The sequence below is a fragment of the Nonomuraea jabiensis genome (genome assembly GCF_014204795.1).
Taxonomy (GTDB): Bacteria; Actinomycetota; Actinomycetes; order Streptosporangiales; family Streptosporangiaceae; genus Nonomuraea; species Nonomuraea jabiensis.
The window spans coordinates 12386019-12407689 of sequence record NZ_JACHMB010000001.1 but is presented as its reverse complement, the minus strand read 5'-3'; the positions used below and the strand labels follow the sequence as shown (position 1 = coordinate 12407689).

Genomic DNA, 21671 nt, shown 5'->3' with positions numbered 1-21671 from the left:
AGGGGTATGCCGAAGATAAACGTCTACCTGCCGGACGAACTCGCCGAAGCGGTCAAGCAGGCCGGGGTGCCGGTGTCGGCGGTGTGCCAGCGGGCGCTGGAGCAGGCGGTCCGCCGGGTGACCGCCATCAGGGAGACCGTCCTGAGCGACCTCGACCTCGAAGAGCCCACCGGGGCGCTGACGCACCTCACGCCCAGGACGCGCACCGTCCTCAAAATGGCCGCCGACCAGGCCCGGACCGAAGGGGCCGGCGCCGTCGGCACCGAGCACCTGCTGGGCGCCATGCTGAGCGAGGGGACCAACCTGGCGCTGCACGTCCTGCGGGCCGTGGAGATCGACCCCGAGCACGTCGGACGCGACCTGGCCCGCCACCTGCCCGCCCCCGGCGCGGCCGGCGCCTCCGAGCCGCGCAACTTCAGCGGGCCGGCGGCCAACGCGCTGGAGTTCGCCGTCACGGAGGCGACCTCGCTCGGTCACAACTACGTCGGCTGCGAGCACCTCCTGCTCGGCCTCGTCGCCGAGCCTGACGGGACCGCCGGCCAGGTCCTGCGCGGGCTGGGCGCCGAGCCCAGGCTCACCAGGCGCGCCGTGGTGGCGGCCCTGGCCGGCTACGTCCACCTGCGGGCGCAGACGCAGCAGGACGCCCAGGCCCAGCCCGCCGCCGTCCAGGCGATGCTGTCCGCCGCGATCCGGCAGGAGCTGCAGCCCCTCGTCCAGCGGCTGGAGCGGCTGGAAGCGCACGCGGGCCTGGACGCCTGAGGGATCAGGAGGTGTCCGCCGCCATCCGCGTCACCCTGGTGGCCCTGATCGTGGTCGGGATCGTGATCGGGGCCATGTGGTGACGCTCAGAGCCAGTCGCGGCGTTTGAAGACGAGATAAAGGGTCAAACAGACGGCCGCCATCAGCACGATCGCGAATGGGTAACCGAATGCCCAGTGCGTTTCCGGCATGAAGTCGAAATTCATCCCGTAAATGGTTCCGACCAATGTCGGAGCGAACAGGATGGCGGCCCAGGCGGAAATCTTCTTGACCTCCTCCCCCTGCTGGATGCTCGCCTCCGTCATCCGGGCCATCTCCGCGTTCTGCGCCTGCGTCACCAGCGTCGAGTTGACGATCAGGATGTCCTGCAGCATCTGCCGGAACGCGGAGATCCGCTCCGACACCGTGATCGCGTGGTCGGCCACGTCACGCAGATAGCTCTGCAGCTCGTCGTTCATCCCGTGCTTGGAGGCCCCCGCGATGAACGCGTGCAGCATGCCCACCAGCGGCGCCGTGGCCCGCTGGAACTCGATCACCTCGCCGGACAGCTCGTAGACCCGCCGCGACACCGACGGGTCGCCGCCGAAGACCTGGACCTCGATCTCCTCGATGTCCTTCTGCAGCCCGGCCACCACCGGAGCGTAGCCGTCGACCACGGCGTCGAGGATGGCGTACAGGACGGCCTGCGGGCCCTGCTTCAGCAGCTCGGGCTCGGACTCCATGCGCTTGCGCACGGCCTGCAGGTCGGGGGCCTCGGCGTGGCGTACGGTGATCACGAAGTTGGGGCCGATGAAGACGTGCACCTCCCCGAACGCGACCTCCTCCACGTCGTCCAGGTAGCGCGCGGCCCGCAGCACCACGAACAGCGTGTCGCCGTAGCGGTCGGCCTTGGGCCGCTGGGAGCCGACGATCGCGTCCTCCAGCGCCAGCTCGTGCAGCTCGAACTCCTCGCCGAGCTTGACCAGCTCCCACTCCTTCGGCCGGTAGAGGCCGATCCAGGCCATGCTGCGCGGTATCTCCTTGAGGCACTCGAAGGCGGCGCCCAGGGAGCCGGGGGTGTCGACGCGCCTGCCGTCGCGGTAGATGGCGTTGTCGATGACGGTCGGCCGGTAGGGCCGCTCCTCCGCGGCACGCGGGTCCATCGAGTGCTCGGGCGCTTCCTCCTGGACGTCGCCGCTGCGCCTGAACCCCTTAACCCTGGCCATGGTCACTTCCTGGAACTACGAGAGCTCGTCGAGTCGTTGCGTGGCGCGGTCCCTGATGGTCTTGCGCCACATCGGCGTCCAGCCGAACAGCAGCCCGTGCGGCCTGCCCAGCGCCATCTTCGACCAGCGCTTGAAGTCGAATTCGTCGTGGTGGCGGACGATCAGGTCATCCTCGAACCTGAACAGCGCGTCGATCTCGTTGACGACCTGGCGCCCGGTCCTGGAGAAGGTGTAACGGGAGGTCCAGTGCGCGGTGCCGGTGAAGTCGTCAGCCGTCACGTCGCAGTAGGTGGATCTGAGGCCGTCGCGCACGCCGAGCTGCAGCCGCCACATCGTCATCACGCGGTCACGCCCCTCGACCTCCTGGAAGATCGGATCGCCGAAGCTGACCTCGGGGTGGTAGCAGCGTTCCATGGCCGCGAAGTCCGCGCGGCCCAGAGCGTCGTAGAAAGCGCTGATGAGCGCCACGTGCCGATCGTTCACCCCTCCATCAGATCATGGCCGCGCCGTTGCCCCAGCACACCGCCCGCGACCAGGCCCCCAGGCCGAGAATCGTCGGGAAGTCACTGCCGAGCACCACCTTGCCGGAAATGCCCAGATCAAGCAATGCCGGATGCCCGCGCAGCACCTCGCCGATCGGCCCGGGGCCGACGTGCCCGCCCGGCACGGACACCGGACTGGCGCTCGGGGCAGCTCGGGGTAGAAGGTCGCCACCAGTCCGGCACCCGGGCGTCAGAATCTTGTTCTGTGGCCACGGAGGAGACGCTACCTGGATAGGGTTTCTCCTCGATGGAACAGCTCTGGGCCCACCTGATCAAGGTTCAGCCTGACCCCGACCCCTGGGTCGTGGGGGTCTCGGCTCTGGCCGCGTTCGTGCTCGTCGGCTTCCGCATGCCCTGGCAGGTGACCAGAGGCCTGATCACGATCGCCCACGAGGGCGGCCACGCGCTGATGGCGCTGGTCACCCGGCGCAAGCTCGAAGGCATCCGCCTCCACTCCGACACCTCCGGCGTGACGCTGACCAGGGGTCGGCCCACCGGCCCCGGCATGGTGCTGACCGCGCTCGCCGGCTATTTAGCGCCTCCGCTGCTGGGGCTGGCCGCCGCCTGGCTGACCGAGATGGGGCACATCACGCTGCTGATCTGGAGCGTGCTGCTGTTCCTGGTCTGCATGCTGCTGCTGATCCGCAACCTGTACGGCGCGCTGATCCTGCTCGCCACCGGCGGCGCCGTGTTCGCCCTGATCATGTACGCGCCCGCCGAGGTGCAGCAGGTCGTGGCCCTGGTCGCGGTCTGGATCCTGCTGTTCGGCGGGATCAGGCCGATCATCGAGCTGCAGCGCAAGCGGCGCAGGCGGCAGGCGAGAGACTCCGACGCGGACCAGCTGGCCAGGCTGACGTTCCTGCCCGGCGGGTTCTACGTGTTCTTCTTCCTGGTGGTGTCGGTCCTGTCCGCGGCCTTCGGCGCGTACCTTATGAATCCGCTCTAACCCCCAAAATTCGCACTAAACTCGCCTGCAACAGGGGGGAGTGCCGTGCTGCCAGTCGAGGACGCGCCCGGCTACCGGGTACTCGATCAGGCGGGCCAGGGCGGCTTCGCCGTCGTGTACCGCGCCTACCAGGAGCGCCTCGACCGGGTCGTGGCGCTCAAGGTGCTGTCCGTCGACCGGGTCGACCAGCGCACGATGCGCAGGTTCCAGCGCGAGCTGCAGCTCACCGGCCGCCTGACCGGCCATCCGAACGTCGTGACCGTCTTCGACACCGGCGTCACCCGCTCCGGCAAGCCGTACATCGCGATGGACTACTTCGAGAACGGCTCGCTGCGCGACAAGGTCCGCAAGGAGGGGCCGCTGCCGGTGCCCGAGGTGCTGCGGGCCGGGGTGAAGCTGGCCGGGGCGCTGGCCGCCGTACACGAGGCCGGGGTCCTGCACGGCGACATCAAGCCGCAGAACATCCTCATCTCCCGGTACGGCGAGCTCGCCATCGCCGACTTCGGCGTGGCCCGGGTCGTGGACTCCTCGGAGATCTCGGCCACGTCGCAGGCGTTCACCCCGCTGCACGCCGCCCCCGAGGTGCTCACCGGCCAGCCGCACTCGGCCTCGACCGACATCTACTCGCTCGGCTCGACCCTCTACCACCTGCTGGCCGGCCAGCCCGCCTTCCACAACCCGACGGACCCGTCGATCGCGCCCCTGATGTACCGGGTGCTCAGCATCGAGCCGCCCCCGATCAACCGCTCCGACGTGCCGCCGCCGGTCTTCGAGACGGTCATGCGGGCGATGTCCAAGCAGCCCGAGGTGCGGTACGGGTCGGCGCGGGAGTTCGCCCGGCGGCTGCAGGAGGTGCAGACCGAGCTGGGCCTGCCGGTGACCGACCTGGTGGGCCAGGACCCCGGCCCGGGACCGGCGATGTCCACGGTGCCCCGCCCCCGCCTCGACGACCCACCCACCGGCGAACCCCAGCCCCCGGGGAGTCCCCAGCCCCCTGGGAGCCCCCAGCCCCCGACCACGGGCAACCACCTGCCGTCTACCGGCAACCACCTGCCGACCACGGGCAACCACCTGCCCGGCCAGCCGTCGCCGTTCGCCCCGGAAGCGCGACCGTCGCCCTTCGCTCCGGAGGCGCAGCCGTCACCGTTCGCTCCGGAGGCGCGGGCGGCGGGCACCGGCGCCCCGTACGCCACGGGCCAGCACGCGCCGGGAATCGGCGGCCTCCCCGGGGGCGGGCCTCCTGGCGCGTATGCGGCGGGCAACAGCGGCGCGCATGCGCCGGGCACCGGCGGCGCGCATGCGGCTGGCGGCAACGGTGCGCATGCGGCGGGCGGCGGCGGTGCACGGGTGCCGGACGCCGGCGGCGCGCATGCGGCGGGCATCGGTGGCACCCAGGCGCCGGGCGCGGGCAGTGCGCAGGGCCCGGGCGCGGGCGGTGGGCCGTCCGGCTACCACGCGGCCGGGGCGTCCGGCTACCACGCGGCCGGGGCGTCCGGCTACCACGCGGCCGGGGCGTCCGTCGCCTCGGCCACCGCCCCGCCGGCGCACGGCGCGACGACCGCGCCGGGCGGCGGGGGACGCCTGCCGCGGGGCCTGGTGATCGGCGCCGCAGTGGCGGCCGTCGTCGTGGGCGGCACCAGCGCGGCCGTCTACCTGTCGCTCCAGCAGGACGACCGACCACAGACCACCCAGCCCTCGGCCTCCGAGCCGGGCACCCAGGACACCGAACCCATCGACAAGCAGTCCGTCGCCGCGCTGACCCCGCGCGGCCTGAAGGTGACCGCCGACCAGGGCGCCCTCGTCGAGCTGAAGTGGACGCTCCCCGCCGGCGCCCGCCGCTACCCGGTGGTCCTCCAGCGTTCCCCGATCAAGAAGGGCGAGCAGGCCATCACCGCCCTGGGCCAGGGCGCCACCGCCACCCGCGTCGCAGGGTTGGACCCGGACAGCGGCTACTGCTTCCTGGTGGGCGTCCCGCTGCGCATCTCGGAGAGCTCGACGGTCGCCTGGTCGAAGCCCACCTGCATCAGGGGCGCCGTCGCCCGCTCGACCTCGTAGCCCGCAGCGCTCACTCCAGGGCTCACTCCAGGGCTCACCCCAGGAGCTTGCGCGCCGCCTGCTCGATCTCCGCCTCCGACAGCAGCACGTGGTCGGCCGCCCCGCCCAGGGGGATGAAGCTGTCGGACGAGGTGACCCGCGCGAGCTTGCCGGTGAACCCGGCGTCGGCCAGCTCCGCCATGATGCCCTCCGACACGCCGCCGGTGTGCCGGGTCTCGTCGGCGATCAGCACGTTGCCGGTCAGCTCGGCCGCCCGCAGCACGTCGTCCATCGGGAGCGGCGCCAGCCAGCGCAGGTCGAGCACGCGGCACCCGTACCCCTCCTGGGTCAGCCGCACCGCGGCCCGCAGGCTCATCCGCACGCCGTTGCCGAACGTCACGATCGTCAGGTCGCGCCCGTCGCCGTAGGAGCGCGCCTGCCCGATCGGCACGTGCGTCTCCGGCCAGCGCCCGGGCGGCGCGTACGGCGCCAGCCACCCCCCGTCGCCCTCCTCGAACAGGTCGCGCGTGTGGTAGAGCGCGATCGGCTCCAGGAACACGCACACCGACCCGGACGTGCGGGCCGCCGCCAGGCACGTGCGCAGCATGGCGGCCGCGTCGTCGGGGCGCGCGGGCGAGGCGATGACCAGGCCGGGGATGTCGCGCAGCGCGCCCACCGCGTTGTCGTTGTGGAAGTGGCCGCCGAACCCCTTCTGGTAGGCGTAGCCGGCCACCCGGACCACCATCGGGTTGGTGTAGGCGCCGCGCGAGAAGAACGACAGCGTGGCCGCCTCCCCCCGGATCTGGTCGAGCGCGTTGTGCAGGTAGGCGAGGTACTGGATCTCCGGCACGGGCAGCAGCCCCGACACGCCGGCGCCGAGCGCCAGCCCCAGGATGGCCTGCTCGTCCAGCAACGTGTCGAACACCCGGGCGGCGCCGAACCGCTTCTGCAGCCCCCTGGTCACGCCGTAGACGCCGCCCTTCTTGGCGACGTCCTCGCCGAACACGGTCATCTCGGGGTAGACGGCCAGCGCGTCGGCGAGCGTGCGGTTGACGGCCTGCGAGAGCGTCAGCGGCTTGTCGTGCTCGGGCAGCGCCCCGGCGAACGCCTTCTCCCGCTCCGGGGCCGAGGCCGCCATCGGGCTGATCTTGGCGATCAGCTCCGGCTTGCGCGGTGCGATCGGCTCCATGACCTCCTTGGCGGAGCCGAGCCGCGGGCTGCGCGTCGTCTCCAGCGCGAGCCGCAGCACGTGCTCGCGCTGCGACTCGTACGTCTTGAGCAGCTCCTCCGGCGTGCTCTGCCCCGCCCGCACGAGCAGCTCGGCCGTGCGCACGAGCGGGTCGCGCTCCAGGTCGGCCCTGATCTCGCGCTGCGTGCGGTAGGCCTGCTCGACGTCGGAGCCGGCGTGCCCCATGAGCCGCACGGTGGTCAGGTGGAGGAAGGCGGGGGAGCGGCGCTCGCGTACGTGCCGGACCGCGCGGACGGCGGCGTCGTAGGCCGCGGCGAGGTCGCAGCCGTCGGCGGCGAAGTATTCGATGCCGGGGCGCCGCAGCGCCGCCTCCACCCAGCCCTTGGGCGTGCGGACGCTGATGCCGATGCCGTTGTCCTCGCACACGAACAGCAGCGGCAGCGCCTGTCCCTGGTAGGTGGCGTAGGAGGCGGTGTTGAAGCCGCTCAGCGCGCTCGCGTGGTTGATCGAGGCGTCGCCGAAGCTGCACACCGCGACCGCGTCGGCGGGCCAGCGGGCCTGCTCGCCGATCGCCGCCGCCGCCCGCTCGATGGCGAAGGCCACGCCGACGGACCTGGGCAGGTGGCTGGCGATCGTCGAGGTCTGGGGGATGACGGCCAGGTCGGGATGGCCGAACACCTTGTGCCGCCCGCCCGCGATCGGCTCGTCGGCCGCCGCGGCCAGGCCCATCAGCACGTCGCGGATGCCCTGCTCGGGCAGCCTGCCGGCCTGCTCTGACCTGGTCAGGTAGAAGGCGCCGGAGCGGTAGTGGAGCAGGGCCGGATCGGTGGGCCGCAGGGCGGCGGCGACGGCCGCGTTGCCCTCGTGGCCGGCGGAGCCGATCGTGTAGAAGCCCTCGTCCCGCTCGCGCAGCCAGCGGGCCGCGATGTCCAGCAGGCGGCTGTCGAGCTGGCGCCGGAACAGCCGCATGCACTGCTCTCCGGTCAGCGAGCTGCCCTCGCGGACCGGCAGCCCCGGATCTCGCGCGGGGCCCGCCTTCAGCGTCGCAACCGCCTGGGTGAAATGAGTCTCAACTGTGTCGCGCGCCACACCTCGATTATGTCTTTCCTCGGCGCCGACGTCTGCCGGACGTGGCTGACATGTTGTGGACCGGTCCGTTTGACCCCGACATATAACGATTTGTCAGAATCCTAAACTTTCCGGTCGGCCCGCGCGTCTTCTTAGTTGACACACGTGGCACCCTCAATGCCGCGTTGAACCATTGGGTCTCTGGAAGGAACCCGCATGTTACAACGCATTCGTGTGGCCGCCCTCGCCATAACGCTCGGAGCAGGAGCCCTGGTCATGGCTCCCTCCGCCGCGACGGCGGCCGCGGATCCCGTCATCACCCGAGTCGGGATCAGTCCCAATTCTCCGATCGACGTCACCAACGGCGCGGTCACGGCCACGTTCAGCTTCGCCACCAAGGGGGCCGACAAGGCCGAGCTCCAGCTCAAGCCCCCGGGCGACATCAGCGTCGGCAAGCCCGTCGACCTGACGTCCACCAAGGACGGCGACTGGACGAAGTGGTCCGGCACCCGCTCCTTCGACTCCACGAACGTCGGAACGTGGAGCTGGCTCGCCGTCGCCGGCGGCGCCTCCCGCGGCGGCACGTTCGAGGTCTCGGTCAAGAAGGTGCTCGACACCAAGATCGTCGACTTCGACGCCAGCCCCGACTCCGTGGACAAGGGCGACCTGATCAAGGTCAGCGGCCGGCTCCTCGCCGACGGCAAGGGGTACGGCGGCCAGAGCGTCACCATCACCTTCCGCGAGCGCGGCACCGACGCCTACCGCCATGTCACCAAGGTGACGACCGGTGGCAACGGCTGGTTCGGCGCCACCGTGCGGGCCGACGAGACGGGCTGGTGGCGGGCCGAGTTCGCGGGCACGTCCGCGGCCAAGGGCTCGGTCAGCGACACCGACCGGGTCGACGTCAGCCGCGGCGTCCTGGGCAGCAGGATCGCCGGCTTCGACGCCCGCCCCGAGCCGGTGGACAAGGGTGACCGGCTCACGTTCAGCGGCGCCCTGCTGGTCGAGGACCGCGGCGGCGTGGCCGGCGAGCGGGTCTCGATCTTCTTCAAGGCCGACGGCTCGTCCAGGTGGGAGTACGTCACCAGCGACGTGACCGGCCGCGGCGGCCGCTTCTGGGCCTCCGCCCCCGCCGAGACCTCGGGCTGGTGGCGGGCCGAGTACGGGGGCACCCGCGGTGTCCGCGGCTCGGTCAGCGACGCCGACTGGGTCAAGGTCAACCAGCCGGCGCCGCCTCCCACGGCGTCCAAGGCGGACACGCGGCTGATCAAGTTCAACGCGTATCCGGAGCCGGTCAAGCGCGGCCAGTACCTGAAGTTCAAGGGCCGCCTGCAGGTCTTCGACGAGGGCTCCTGGGAGGGCTACTCGGGCAAGGTCGCGCTGTTCTTCAAGCCCACGGGCGCGAAGAAGTGGCAGTACGTGAAGACGACCTGGTCGAACGACGGCGGCGGGCTCTACACCAAGGTCAAGGGCTGGAACTCGGGCCGCTGGCGGTTCGTGTTCGGCGGTGACGACGACACCTACGGCGCCACCAGCGGTTCGGACTACGTCCGGGTCAAGCGCTGATCTGATGTGCGGACGAGGCCCGGGGAACACCACCCCGGGCCTCGGTCCGTTCTACTCCGCCCGCCTGAACTCCGCGATCCCCACCCCCAGCAGCGCCAGCCCCAGGGCCGCCACGAGGCCGAGCTCGAGGATCACCGGCACCTGGAAGTCGAACCACCGGACCCCGGGGTTCAGCACCGCGTTCACCTGCGCCGGCACGTCGAGGTGCGAGAAGACCGCCTGGCGCAGCGGGTCCACCGCGTACGTCATCGGGTTGACCACGGTCAGCACGTGCAGCCACGACGGCAGGTTGGCCAGCGGGAACATCGCCCCCGACAGGAACATCATCGGCATGATCGCCATCTGCATCAGGCCGAAGAACGTCTGCATGTTCTTCATCCGGGCGGCCAGCATCACCCCGAAGGCCGTGATCGTGAACGCCGCGAGGAACATCTCCGCCAGCAGCGTCACGAGGAGCGCGGGCGAGTAGGGCACCCCCACCAGCCCCGCCATGGCCAGGATGAGGATGCCCTGCCCGGTGGCCACGATGGCGCCGCCCAGGCACTTGCCGACCACGATCGCCCCGCGCGAGACGGGCGCGACCAGCATCTCCCTGAGGAAGCCGAACTCGCGGTCCCACACGATGGAACCGGCCGAGAACATCCCGGTCATGATCACGGTCATGGAGATCATGCCGGGGTACATGAACGTGCGGTAGTCGATCCCGGGGATCGCCCCCCGCACCAGCGACCCGAGCCCCGTGCCCATGACGAACAGCCAGAGCACCGGCTGCACCAGCATGGACGCCATGCGGGTGCGGTCGTTGACGAAGCGCAGCATCTCCCGGTGGAGCACGACCTTGATCGCCCGCAGGTCGTGACCGGCGCTGCGGACCGGCACGCGGACGCTGATGGCCTCTGCCGCCATGACTATCGCCTCGCCATCGCTCTCATGAACGCCATGTTGCCGTCGCCGGCCTCGGCGTCGCGGATCGTGGAGCCGGTGTAGGACATGAACACGTCGTCCAGGGACGGCCGTGACACGCTCACCGATCTGATCGGCATGCCGAGCTCGGCGAACAGCCTCGGCACGAACTCCTCGCCCGAGGCCACCGCGAACGTCACCGCGCCCTCGCGCACGGCCGCCTCCAGCCCGAACCGCTCCCGCAGCGCCTTGATCGCCTCCGTGTCGTCGGAGGTCTGGATCTGCACCCGGTCCTTGCCGACGCTGGCCTTCAGCGCCTCCGGCGAGTCGATGACGACGATCTCGCCGTGGTCGATGATCGCGATCCGGTCGCAGTACTCGGCCTCGTCCATGTAGTGCGTGGTCATGAAGATGGTGATGTCCTCCAGGAGCCGCAGCTGGTTGATGTAGCCCCAGATGGCCGAGCGGGTCTGCGGGTCGAGCCCCACGGTGGGCTCGTCGAGGAAGAGCACGCGCGGGGAGTGCAGCAGGCCGCGGGCGATCTCCAGCCGCCGCTTCATGCCGCCGGAGAACGTCATCACCTTGGCGTCCTTGCGGTCCCACAGCGCGACCATCTCCATGACCTGCCGGATCCGGTCGCCGACGGCGCTCTTGGGGACGCCGTACAGCTCGGCGTGGAAGCGCAGGTTCTGCTCGGCGCTCAGGTAGCCGTCGAGGGTGGGGTCCTGGAAGACGAGGCCGATGTTCCTGCGGACCTCGTCGCGGTCCCTGACCACGTCGTGGCCCGCCACGGTGGCGCTGCCGCCGGTGGGGTTCACCAGCGTGCAGAGCATGCTGATGGTGGTGGTCTTGCCGGCGCCGTTGGGGCCGAGGAAGCCGAACACCTCGCCCGGGCGCACCTCGAACTCGACGCCCTTGACGGCCTCGACCTTCCCGTACGTCTTGCGCAGGCCGCGCACGGCGACCGCTGTGTGCGCCGCGTCCGCCGCCATCTCAGCCCTCCGCCAGGATCTGGAACATGGACCTGCGCGTCTTCTTGATCAGCTCCTTGGCCGCCGCGATCTGGCGCTCGTCGGCCGTGCGGACCAGATGGGAGAACGCCTCGTTGAGCTGGGCCCAGAGCAGGCGCAGCTCGTGGTGGTCCGGCGGCACGGCCGTGCGGGCGACCTCGTCCCACGGCGCCTCGTCGGCGTACCTGGCCGCCTGGCGGCGGCCCTCCTCCGTCAGCCGGTACGTACGGCTCCCGCCGGACTCGTCGCCCGACACCAGGCCCTCGTCCTCGAGCTGCTGCAGCGCCGGATAGACGGAGCCGGGGCTGGGCCGCCAGACGCCGTGGCTGCGCTCCTCGATGCTCTGGATCATCTGGTAGCCGTTCTGCGGCCCTTCGAGGAGCAGCGCCAGCAGGGCGGCCCGGACGTCGCCGCGGCGGACCCGCGGAGCGGGCGTCTCCCAGTGGACCACGGTGCCGAAGTGGGGCCCGGGCGGGTGCGGCGCGAACGGCGGGCCGAAGCCGCCCGGCCCCGGCGGTGGACCGGGCGGCGGACCCAGCGGTGGGCCGGGCGGGTGCGGGGGGAACGGGGGGTGGGGGTGCGGGGCATCCCAGAAGTCTGGTTCTTCCACGATTACCTCCAACTATCGAGATATCTTGACGATATATCTAGATAGTTGGCACGGGAAGGGCATTCCAGACAGATCCCTGAAAGTTAGCGAGCGCTAACAGCGGCGGCGATGGCCGCCCGCGCCATGGCGTGCAGCAGCGGCCGCATGTCGCCGGCGCCCAGCTCGCCCGCGCTGTGCGGCGTGGAGTTGAGCAGCCCGAACACGGCGTGTGTCGCGGCCCGCAGCCGCGCCGCCGGGCACCCCGGGTGCAGCTCGGCCAGCACCGTGACCCACTCCTCGACGTAGAGCCGCTGCAGCCGCCTGATCTGGCGCCGCTCGGGCTCGGGCACGTTGCCCAGCTCCCTGTCGTGCACGGTGATCAGCGCCGGCTGCTCGAGGGCGAAGGTGATCTGCACGTTGAGCAGCGCGTCCAGCGTCTCCTGGGGATCCGGGTGCGAGGTGACCACAGCGGCGGCCGACTCGCGCAGCCGCGAGCTGACGTCGAGCAGCATCTCCGACAGCAGCGCGTCCTTGCCGCTGAAGTGCCGGTAGAGCGCGGGGCCCGAGACGCCGACCGCGGCGCCGATGTCCTCGATCGAGACGCCGTGGAAACCGCGCGCGGCGAACAGCCGGGCCGCCGCCGCCAGGATTTCCCCGCGCCGGTTGCCGCGATTGCGGGTAGGCCGGGTAGGTACAGGGGCTGTGGTCACGTCTCACATGCTAGACGGTTACGTTAATGATGACTAACATCTCGTGCCATGAGAGGGACGCCATGAGCGAGTGGCCGGTGCTGAAGTCGTCCGCCGATCCCGGCGGCGAGGCGTACAAGCGCAACGCCGAGCTCAACGAGCGGCTGGCCGCCGAGCTGCTGGAGCGGCTGGAGGTCGCCGCCCGGGGCGGCCCCGAGCGCTCGCGCCTGCGCCACGTCGAGCGCGGCAAGCTGCTGCCGCGCGACCGCGTCGACGGCCTGCTCGACCCCGGCTCCCGCTTCCTGGAGCTGTCGCCGCTGGCCGCGAACGGCCTCTACGACGACCAGGCGCCCGCCGCGGGGATCATCACGGGGGTCGGCCGGGTCTCCGGCCGCGAGTGCGTGATCGTCGCCAACGACGCGACCGTGAAGGGCGGCACGTACTACCCGATCACGGTCAAGAAGCACCTGCGCGCGCAGGAGGTGGCCCTGCACAACCACCTGCCGTGCGTCTACCTCGTCGACTCGGGCGGCGCGTTCCTGCCCAAGCAGGACGAGGTGTTCCCCGACCGCGAGCACTTCGGCCGCATCTTCTACAACCAGGCCACCATGTCCGCCCGCGGCATCCCGCAGATCGCCGCCGTGCTCGGCTCGTGCACGGCGGGCGGCGCGTACGTGCCCGCGATGAGCGACGAGGCGGTCATCGTGCGCGGCCAGGGCACGATCTTCCTGGGCGGCCCGCCGCTGGTGAAGGCGGCCACCGGGGAGGAGGTCACGGCCGAGGAGCTGGGCGGCGGCGACCTGCACGCACGCGTCAGCGGCGTCACCGACCACCTGGCCGAGGACGACGCGCACGCGCTGGCCATCGTCCGCGACATCGTCTCCACGCTCGCCCCGCGCGCCCCGCGCCCGTGGAACACGGTCGCGCCCGAGCCGCCCCGGCACGACCCGCGCGACCTGTACGGGATCGTGCCCGCCGACACCCGCCAGCCGTACGACGTGCGCGAGGTGATCGCCAGGATCGTGGACGGGTCGCGCTTCCTGGAGTTCAAGGCCGAGTACGGCTCGACCCTCGTGACCGGGTTCGCCCACCTCCACGGCCATCCGGTGGGGATCGTGGCCAACAACGGCATCCTGTTCAGCGAGTCGGCCATGAAGGGCGCCCACTTCATCGAGCTGTGCGACCAGCGCCGGATCCCGCTCGTCTTCCTGCAGAACATCAGCGGCTTCATGGTCGGCAAGGCCTACGAGGCGGGCGGCATCGCCAAGCACGGCGCCAAGATGGTCACCGCCGTCTCGTGCGCGCGGGTGCCCAAGTTCACCGTCGTCATCGGCGGCTCCTTCGGGGCGGGGAACTACGCGATGGCCGGGCGGGCGTACTCGCCCAGGTTCCTGTGGATGTGGCCGAACGCCCGCATCTCGGTCATGGGCGGCGAGCAGGCCGCGAACGTGCTCACCACGGTCGGCACCGCCGACGCCGACGCGATCAGGGCCCAGTACGAGCACCAGGGCAACCCGTACTACTCCACGGCCAGGCTGTGGGACGACGGCGTGATCGACCCGCTCGACACCCGCACCGTCCTCGGCCTGGCGCTGTCCGCGGCGGCCAACGCCCCGCTCGAGCCCGCCGGTTACGGCGTCTTCCGGATGTGACGCATGTTGTTCGACCGTGTTCTGATCGCCAACAGGGGCGAGATCGCCGTACGGGTCATCCGCACGCTGCGCCGGCTCGGCATCACGTCGGTGGCCGTGCACACGGCGTCGGACGCCGGAGCCCGGCACGTGCTGGAGGCCGACCTCTCCCACCAAGTGCCGAAATATCTGGATATTGAGGCAATTGTCGGGGCGGCGCTGGCGTCCGGGGCGCAGGCCGTCCACCCCGGGTACGGGTTCCTCGCCGAGAACGCCGCGTTCGCGCGGCGGTGCGCCGAGGCCGGGCTGGTGTTCGTGGGCCCGCCGCCCGAGGCCATCGACGCCATGGGCGACAAGATCCGCGCCAAGGCCACGGTGTCGGCGGCCGGGGTGCCCGTCGTGCCCGGCGGGGCCGAGCCCGGCGACGCGCTGGAGTCCTGGCGCGACTTCCCCGCGCTGATCAAGCCCTCCGCGGGCGGCGGGGGCAAGGGCATGGTGCTCGTACGGTCGGCCGCCGAGCTGCCCGACGCCCTGGAGTCGGCCCGGCGCACGGCGCGGGCGGCGTTCGGCGACGCGACCCTGCTGATCGAGCGGTACGTCGACAGCCCCCGCCACATCGAGCTGCAGATCCTGGCCGACACCCACGGCAACGTCGTGCACCTGGGCGAGCGCGAGTGCAGCCTGCAGCGCAGGCACCAGAAGATCATCGAGGAGGCCCCCTCGCCCTTCGTCGGCCCAGAGACGCGCGCCCGGATGGGCTCGGCCGCGGTGGAGGCCGCGCGCTCGGTGGGCTACGTGGGGGCGGGCACGGTCGAGTTCATCGTGGACGGGACCACCGGCTCCTACCACTTCATGGAGATGAACACCCGCCTGCAGGTGGAGCACCCCGTCACCGAGCTGGTGACCGGGCTCGACCTGGTCGAGCTGCAGCTGCGGGTGGCGGCGGGGGAGCCGCTGCCGTTCGGGCAGGAGGACGTGCGGCTCGACGGGCACGCCGTCGAGGCCCGCGTCTACGCCGAGGACCCGGCCCGCGGCTTCCTGCCGACCGGCGGCCGCGTGCTGGCGTTGCGCGAGCCGGACGGCGCCGCCCCGGGCGGCCCCGCGCCCGTCGTGCGGGTGGACTCCGGGCTGGTCGAGGGCGGCGTCGTGGGCAGCGAGTTCGACCCGATGCTCGCCAAGGTCGTCGCCTGGGCGCCGGACCGGGCCTCGGCGCTCAGGACGCTCGACCGCGCCCTGGCCCGCACGGCCGTCCTCGGCGTGGTCACCAACATCCCGTTCCTGCGGGCCCTGGCCGGACACCCGGCCGTCAGGGCGGGCGAGCTGGACACCGGGCTGGTCGAGCGCGTGCTCCCCGAGCTGCTCCCGTCCGCGGACGTGCCCGCCGAGGTGCTCGCGGCGGCGGCGCTCGCTTTCCACCACGCCCTGCCCAGGGGCGACGACCCGTGGGAGGTCACGGACGGCTGGCGGGTGGGCGAGCGGGCCTGGACGACGTGGCGGCTGGAGTCGAGGGACGGGGTGCACGCGGTCCAGGTCCGCGGCCTGCCCGAAGAGTCCGCCGAAGTCCGGATGAACGATGAGATCGTGCCCGCGCGCATCCGGCTCGGCGACGGGGAGCTGACCGTCACGCTCGGCGGCCGTACCGAGCACTACCTGCGCGTACGCCACGCCGACACGCTCTGGCTCGGCAAGGATGGCGCGGCATGGGCGCTCACCCGGCACCTCATCGGCGACCCCGGCGACCGGCCCGGCGCGGCGGCCCAGGGCGACGGCGTCGTCAGGAGCCCCATGCCCGGCACCGTCCTGGTGGTCAAGGCCCAGGCCGGTGACCGGGTCACCGAAGGGCAGCCGCTGGTGATCGTCGAGGCCATGAAGATGGAGCACACGGTCACCGCCCCGCGCGACGGCGTGGTCTCCGAGCTGGCGGTCCAGGCAGGCCAGCCGGTCGACATGGACGCGGTTCTGGCCGTGGTGGGGGAGGGGGACTGATGCCGTACCCGATGGAAGGGCTGCCGCAGCAGGTCACGATCTACGAGGTCGGCCCGCGCGACGGCCTGCAGAACGAGTCCTCGATCGTGCCCGTCGAGGTGAAGGCCGAGTTCATCGACCGCCTCGCCGACGCCGGGCACAAGGTGATCGAGGCGACCAGCTTCGTGCACCCGAAGTGGGTGCCGCAGCTCGCCGACGCCGACGAGCTGCTGGCCCGGCTGCGCAGGAAACCGGGCGTGCGCTACCCGGTCCTCGTCCCCAACCTGCGCGGCCTCGACCGGGCCCTGGAACGCGGCGTGGACGAGATCGCCATCTTCGCCAGCGCCACCGAGACGTTCGCCGCCAAGAACCTCAACCGCAGCCTGGAGAGCCAGTTCGAGATGTTCGAGCCGGTCGTCGCCAGGGCGCTGGACAACGGCGTGCGGGTGCGCGCGTACGTGTCGATGTGCTTCGGCGACCCCTGGGAGGGGCCGACGCCGATCGCCCAGGTCGTCTCGGTCGGGGAGCGGCTGCTCGGGCTGGGCTGCTACGAGCTGTCGCTCGGCGACACCATCGGGGTGGGCACGCCCGGGCACGTGACCGCGCTGATCACGGCGTTCCGCCGCCCCGACCGGCTCGCCGTGCACTTCCACGACACCTACGGCCAGGCGCTCGGCAACACCCTGGCCGCGTTGAGAGCGGGCGTGACCACGATCGACGCCTCCACGGGCGGCATCGGCGGCTGCCCCTACGCCGAGTCCGCCACCGGCAACCTCGCGACCGAAGACCTGGTCTGGATGTTGCGGGGGCTCGGCATCGAGACCGGGCTCGACCTGGGCAAGCTCGTGTCCACCAGCACCTGGCTGGCGGAGCTGCTCGGCCGGCCCAGCCCCTCCCGCGTCGTACAGGCGCTGTCGAAAGGCTGACCATGCTCAAGGACGAGTACGAAGAGCTGCGTAAGACCGTCGAGTCGTTCGCCCGCGAGGTGGTCGCGCCGGTGATCGGTGACTTCTACGAACGGGAGGAGTTCCCGTACGACATCGTGCGGCAGATGGGCGCCATGGGGCTGTTCGGGCTGCCGTTCCCGGAGGAGTACGGCGGCATGGGCGGCGACTACTTCGCCCTGTGCGTGGCGCTGGAGGAGCTGGCCCGCGTCGACTCCAGCGTGGCGATCACCCTGGAGGCCGCGGTGTCGCTGGGCGCGATGCCGATCTACCGGTTCGGCACCGCCGAGCAGCGCGAGCACTGGCTGCCCAGGCTGACCTCGGGCTCGGCGCTGGGCGCGTTCGGCCTGACGGAGCCCGGCGGCGGGTCCGACGTGCCGGGCGGGATGCGCACCACGGCCGTGCTCGACGGGTCCGAATGGGTGATCAACGGGACGAAGGCCTTCATCACGAACTCCGGCACGGACATCACGGCCGTCGTCGGCGTGGCCGCGATCACCGGCGAGCGGGAGATCTCCACGATCCTCGTGCCGAGCGGCACGCCCGGGTTCACGGTGTCGAAGAAGTACTCCAAGGTCGGCTGGAACGCCTCCGACACCCGCGAGCTGTCCTTCAGCGACTGCCGCGTCCCCGTCGCGAACCTGCTGGGCGAGCGCGGCCGCGGCTACGCCCAGTTCCTGCAGACCCTCGACGAGGGCCGCATCGCGATCGCCGCGCTCAGCGTGGGACTGGCCCAGGGGTGCGTGGACGAAAGCGTCAAGTACGTCAGGGACCGCAAGGCGTTCGGCCACCCGATCGGCCACTACCAGGCCATCCAGTTCAAGATCGCCGACATGGAGGCCCGCGCCCACACCGCCCGCCTGGCCTACTACCACGCGGCCGAGAAGATGCTGGCCGGGGCGCCGTTCAAGAAGGAGGCCGCGATCGCCAAGCTGGTCTCGTCGAACGCGGCCATGGACAACGCGCGCGACGCCACGCAGGTGTTCGGCGGGTACGGGTTCATGAACGAGTTCCCCGTGGGGCGCTTCTACCGCGACGCCAAGGTGCTGGAGATCGGGGAGGGCACGAGCGAGGTCCAGCGCATGCTCATCGCCCGGCAGCTCGGCCTGGGCGACCTCTGAGCGTCTCCGGCCGAGCGCTTCCGGCGGGGCGAATCGAGGGAGTTTGCTTCCGCGACCTCGGACGATCTAGTGTCGTCAGTCATGACGGCTGACGATCTTCTCATCAGGAGGGCGGAGAAGGCGGACGCGGACGAGGTGTTCGCGCTGGCGCGCGAGTTCGGTCTGACGTTCAGGCCCGAGCGCGGGGCCTTCGACGCCGCCCTTCCCGAGCTGCTGGCGAATGAGGACGCCCTGCTGCTCGCGGCCGTCGTGGGCGGGCGCGTGCACGGCTACCTGCTGGGGTTCGTGCATCTGACGCTGTTCGCCAACGGACCGGTCGCCTGGGTCGAGGAGGCCATGGTCGGCTCCGGGTCGCGCCGGCAGGGGATCGGGCGGGCCCTGCTGGAGGAGTTCGAGCGGTGGGCACGCTCGCGGGAGGCGGGCTACGTGGCGATGGCCACGCGGCGGGCGCCCGAGTTCTACCACGCGCTGGGCTACGAGGCCTCTGCCACATTCTTCCGCAAGGTCCTGCGCTAGCCCGGCCGGCCGGAAATTTTGTCCTGAGCTGATGGCATTCTTAGGGCGTGAGTATCCATGCCGTCAGTCCACGCTTCGTCGGGCGTGCCCGTGAGCTCGCCATCCTCGGCGACGCGCTGGCCGGGGCGCGTGCCGGGGCGTCGTCCGCCGTGCTGGTCGGCGGCGAGGCCGGGGTCGGCAAGACCCGGCTGATCAAGGAGTTCACCGATCGGGCCGACGACGCGCTGGTGCTCGTCGGCGGCTGCCTGGAGCTGGGCACCGAGGGCCTGCCGTTCGCGCCGTTCACTGCCGTGCTGCGGGGGCTGGTGCGCGAGCTGGGCCGCGACGGGGTGGCGGCGCTGGTGCCCGGCGGCACCACGCGCGGGCTGGCGCGGCTGCTGCCCGAGTTCGGGGAGCCGGACGGGGACGGGCCCGAGGCCAGGGCGCGGCTGTTCGAGCAGGTGCTGGGGCTGCTGGAGCGGCTGGCCGAAGAGCGGCCCGTGCTGCTGATCGTCGAGGACGCCCACTGGGCCGACCGGTCGACCCGCGACCTGCTGTCGTTCCTGGTCCGCTACCAGCCGACCGCGGCGGGCCTGCTGATCGTGGTCACGTACCGCACCGACGAGCTGCACCGCACCCACCCCCTGCGCCCGCTCCTCGCCGAGCTGGGCCGGGTCGAGCGGGTGCGCAGGGTCGAGCTGCGCAGGCTCACCCGCAAGGAGGCCGTCGCGCAGGCGGCCGGCATCCTGGAGCGGGAGCCGTCCCCCGCCGACATGGACCTGATCTACGCGCGCAGCGAGGGAAACCCGCTGTTCGTGGAGGCGCTGCTCAGCGACGGAGGCGGCGTCGCGCTGCCGGAGTCGCTGCGCGACCTGCTGCTGGCCAGCGTCGAGCGGCTGCCCGCCGAGACGCAGGAGCTGCTGCGCGTGGCCAGCGCCGGCGGGCAGCGCATCGAGCACGACCTGCTCTCCGCCGTCGCCGGGCTCGACGAGAACGCCCTCTCCAGCGCGCTGCGGCCCGCCGTGGCGGGAAACGTGCTCACCGTCGACGGCGAGGGCTACTGCTTCCGGCACGCGCTGATCCGCGAGGCGCTCCACGACGACCTGCTGCCCGGCGAGCACACCCGCCTGCACACCCGCTTCGCCGAGGCGCTGGAGCGCGACCTGTCGATCCTGCCCGCCCCGCGCGGCGCGATCGAGCTGGCCCACCACTGGCACTCCGCCCACGACAGCACCTGGGCGCTGGTCAGCGCCTGGCAGGCGGCCGGTGTCGCTCGCAGGTCCACCGCCTACGACGAGCAGCTCGGGATGCTGTCCAGGGTGCTGGAGCTGTGGGACCAGGTGCCCGACGCGTCCGAGCGCATCGGCTGCGACCGCATCGACGTGCTCAGGAACACGGCCACGGTCGCGCATCTCGCCGGTGAGTACGAACGGGCCATCGCCCTGGCGAGCGCCGCCCTCGCCGAGATCGACCGCGACGCCGATCCGATCAGGGCGGCCAAGCTGCTGCGCCAGCGCGGCCTGACCCGCTACGACCTGGGCCGCCCCGGCTTCCTCGACGACCTGCGCGAAGCGGCCGCGCTGGTCGCCTCCGACAAGCCGACCACCCTCCGGGCCCAGGTCCTGGAGACCCTGTCCCGCATGCTCCACGGGCGCGAGGCCTTGTCGGAGCGGCTCACCACGGGCCGGCTCGCGATGGAGATCGCCCACGAGCTGGGCGACCACAGGGTGGAGGCGCACGCGCTGATCGACCTCGCCTGGGCGCGATTCGGCTTCTCCGAGATCGAGGCGCAGATGGAGGCGTTCGCGCAGGCGCGCAGGATCGCCGGCGGCGACGAGGCGTTCAACGTGCTGATGCGCTGCGCGATCTCCGAGTCCGACGCGCTGGAGGGGGCGGGCCGCCACGAGCGGGCCGCGCAGGTGGCCCGCGACGGCATCGAGGAGGCCCGCCAGTACGGGCTGGCCCGCACGTCCGGCGCGTTCCTGGCGATCAACCTGGCCGAGCCGCTGGTGTCACTGGGGCGGTGGGACGAGGCGCTGGAGGTGATCGAGCGCGCGCTCGACCTCGCGCCGCCGGCGCCCACCCAAGCCAGCCTGCAGGGGTTCGTCGTGGACATCGCGCTGGCGCGCGGGGAGCTCGACCGGGCGGAGCGGCTGCTGGGGACGTCGCGGAGCGTGCTGTCGCGCGGTACCTTCCGCGACCAGACGGTCCTGCCGCTCCTGTGCAGGGAGGTGCGGATGCGGCAGGCGCGCGGGGAGCTGGAGGCCGCGGTGGAGGTGGCCGTCCAGGCCATGGAGGAGCGCGATCTGCTGGAGACCCCGCGTTACTGCTGGCCGGTGCTGGTAACCATCGCCGACCTGCTCGGCTCCGTGGTGCCGCAGCAAGGGCGTGCCGCCACGGGCACGGACACCCCGCTGGCGAAGCTCGGCGCGGCCCTCCTGACGCGACTGCGGGCGCTGGGACGGGAGCTCGAGGTCGACGGCGACCTTCAGCGGGCGCATCACCTCACCTTCACGGCCCTGACGGGTCCCGAGCCGGACGACGGCGCCGCCGGGCCGTTCGAGGTCTGGGACCGGGCGGCCGAGGCGTGGGCGGCGCTGCGGCAGCCGTACGCCGAGGCGCGCTGCCTGGTGGGCGCGGCGCAGGCGGCGCTGGCGGACGGCGACCGGCAGGAGGCCGCGGCGCGGCTGGGCCGCGCCCGGGAGCTGGCCACCCGGCTGGGCGCGACGCCGCTGCTGGAGCAGCTCGACGCCTTCGGGCGGCGGGCCAGGATCGGGGGCGCCGAGGAGGCGGCCGACGGGCTTCCGCTGGGGCTGACGGCTCGCGAGCTGGAGGTGCTGCGGGAGGTGGCGGACGGGCGGAGCAACCGGGAGATCGCCGAGGCGCTGTTCATCTCGGCGAAGACGGTGAGCGTGCACGTCTCCAACATCCTGGCCAAGCTGGGCGTCGCCACCCGGGGCGAGGCCGCGGCCACCGCCTACCGGCTGCGGCTGTTCGACGCGCCCGGGTGAGTGC

General features: G+C 71.9%; 18 protein-coding genes. 10 read left to right on the top strand and 8 right to left on the bottom strand.

What is annotated here, in order from left to right; translation table 11 throughout:
* Window positions 1-6 precede the first annotated feature (6 nt).
* Complete coding sequence (locus tag HD596_RS56540) at window positions 7-759, top strand: Clp protease N-terminal domain-containing protein (protein ID WP_185077612.1); 753 nt, start codon at window positions 7-9, stop codon at window positions 757-759.
* A gap of 86 nt (window positions 760-845) precedes the next feature.
* Here the strand turns inward: HD596_RS56540 and corA are convergent, their stop codons facing one another.
* From corA to HD596_RS56525, 3 genes are read right to left on the bottom strand one after another with little or no spacing between them, the layout of a single operon-like run.
* A complete protein-coding gene (gene corA, locus HD596_RS56535) occupies window positions 846-1964 on the bottom strand; it encodes a magnesium/cobalt transporter CorA (RefSeq protein WP_185077611.1) in 1119 nt (372 codons plus the stop codon).
* A 15-nt stretch (window positions 1965-1979) separates the two neighbouring features.
* Window positions 1980-2447 carry a nuclear transport factor 2 family protein gene (locus HD596_RS56530; protein ID WP_185077610.1) on the bottom strand — a complete coding sequence of 156 codons (468 nt, stop codon included), beginning with the start codon at window positions 2445-2447 and terminating at the stop codon, window positions 1980-1982.
* A 7-nt stretch (window positions 2448-2454) separates the two neighbouring features.
* Window positions 2455-2637 (bottom strand): hypothetical protein, encoded by a 183-nt coding sequence (locus HD596_RS56525; protein WP_185077609.1) that lies wholly within the window; start codon window positions 2635-2637, stop codon window positions 2455-2457.
* 116 nt (window positions 2638-2753) lie between these two features.
* On the opposite strand from HD596_RS56525, the gene HD596_RS56520 reads away from it, so the two are divergent.
* A complete protein-coding gene (locus tag HD596_RS56520; RefSeq protein WP_185077608.1) occupies window positions 2754-3452 on the top strand; it encodes a M50 family metallopeptidase in 699 nt (232 codons plus the stop codon).
* Window positions 3453-3497: 45 nt separating this feature from the next.
* Complete coding sequence (locus tag HD596_RS56515; protein WP_185077607.1) at window positions 3498-5507, top strand: serine/threonine-protein kinase; 2010 nt, start codon at window positions 3498-3500, stop codon at window positions 5505-5507.
* A gap of 34 nt (window positions 5508-5541) precedes the next feature.
* On the opposite strand, the gene HD596_RS56510 is transcribed toward HD596_RS56515, so the two are convergent.
* On the bottom strand, window positions 5542-7764 hold the full coding sequence (locus tag HD596_RS56510) for a thiamine pyrophosphate-dependent enzyme (protein ID WP_185077606.1): 2223 nt from the start codon (window positions 7762-7764) through the stop codon (window positions 5542-5544).
* A 195-nt stretch (window positions 7765-7959) separates the two neighbouring features.
* Here HD596_RS56510 and HD596_RS56505 point away from each other — a divergent pair, with 195 nt between their 5' ends.
* Window positions 7960-9309, top strand: coding sequence for a hypothetical protein (locus HD596_RS56505; protein ID WP_185077605.1), 1350 nt, complete (start codon window positions 7960-7962; stop codon window positions 9307-9309).
* Window positions 9310-9360: 51 nt separating this feature from the next.
* Here the strand turns inward: HD596_RS56505 and HD596_RS56500 are convergent, their stop codons facing one another.
* The 4 genes from HD596_RS56500 to HD596_RS56485 form a co-directional block, all read right to left on the bottom strand.
* Window positions 9361-10215 carry an ABC transporter permease gene (locus tag HD596_RS56500; RefSeq protein WP_185077604.1) on the bottom strand — a complete coding sequence of 285 codons (855 nt, stop codon included), beginning with the start codon at window positions 10213-10215 and terminating at the stop codon, window positions 9361-9363.
* A gap of 2 nt (window positions 10216-10217) precedes the next feature.
* The gene (locus tag HD596_RS56495; RefSeq protein WP_185077603.1) at window positions 10218-11204 is read right to left on the bottom strand and encodes an ATP-binding cassette domain-containing protein; all 987 of its coding nucleotides are present in this window, start codon (window positions 11202-11204) and stop codon (window positions 10218-10220) included.
* Window position 11205: 1 nt separating this feature from the next.
* The gene (locus HD596_RS56490) at window positions 11206-11832 is read right to left on the bottom strand and encodes a PadR family transcriptional regulator (protein ID WP_313047313.1); all 627 of its coding nucleotides are present in this window, start codon (window positions 11830-11832) and stop codon (window positions 11206-11208) included.
* Window positions 11833-11915: 83 nt separating this feature from the next.
* Entirely contained in the window at window positions 11916-12521 is a 606-nt protein-coding gene (locus tag HD596_RS56485) for an SACE_7040 family transcriptional regulator (protein ID WP_185077602.1), read from the bottom strand.
* A gap of 62 nt (window positions 12522-12583) precedes the next feature.
* On the opposite strand from HD596_RS56485, the gene HD596_RS56480 reads away from it, so the two are divergent.
* The 6 genes from HD596_RS56480 to HD596_RS65415 all read left to right on the top strand — a co-directional run bounded on the left by HD596_RS56480 (window position 12584) and on the right by HD596_RS65415 (window position 21667).
* Complete coding sequence (locus HD596_RS56480) at window positions 12584-14152, top strand: carboxyl transferase domain-containing protein (protein WP_185077601.1); 1569 nt, start codon at window positions 12584-12586, stop codon at window positions 14150-14152.
* A 3-nt stretch (window positions 14153-14155) separates the two neighbouring features.
* On the top strand, window positions 14156-16117 hold the full coding sequence (locus tag HD596_RS56475) for an acetyl/propionyl/methylcrotonyl-CoA carboxylase subunit alpha (RefSeq protein WP_185077600.1): 1962 nt from the start codon (window positions 14156-14158) through the stop codon (window positions 16115-16117).
* Complete coding sequence (locus HD596_RS56470) at window positions 16117-17022, top strand: hydroxymethylglutaryl-CoA lyase (RefSeq protein WP_185077599.1); 906 nt, start codon at window positions 16117-16119, stop codon at window positions 17020-17022. The genes HD596_RS56475 and HD596_RS56470 overlap by 1 nt, the downstream gene beginning before the upstream one ends.
* Window positions 17023-17024: 2 nt before the next feature.
* A complete protein-coding gene (locus tag HD596_RS56465; RefSeq protein ID WP_185077598.1) occupies window positions 17025-18161 on the top strand; it encodes an acyl-CoA dehydrogenase family protein in 1137 nt (378 codons plus the stop codon).
* A gap of 81 nt (window positions 18162-18242) precedes the next feature.
* Window positions 18243-18677, top strand: coding sequence for a GNAT family N-acetyltransferase (locus HD596_RS56460; RefSeq protein WP_185077597.1), 435 nt, complete (start codon window positions 18243-18245; stop codon window positions 18675-18677).
* Window positions 18678-18724: 47 nt separating this feature from the next.
* A complete protein-coding gene (locus HD596_RS65415; protein WP_185077596.1) occupies window positions 18725-21667 on the top strand; it encodes a helix-turn-helix transcriptional regulator in 2943 nt (980 codons plus the stop codon).
* Window positions 21668-21671 lie beyond the last annotated feature (4 nt).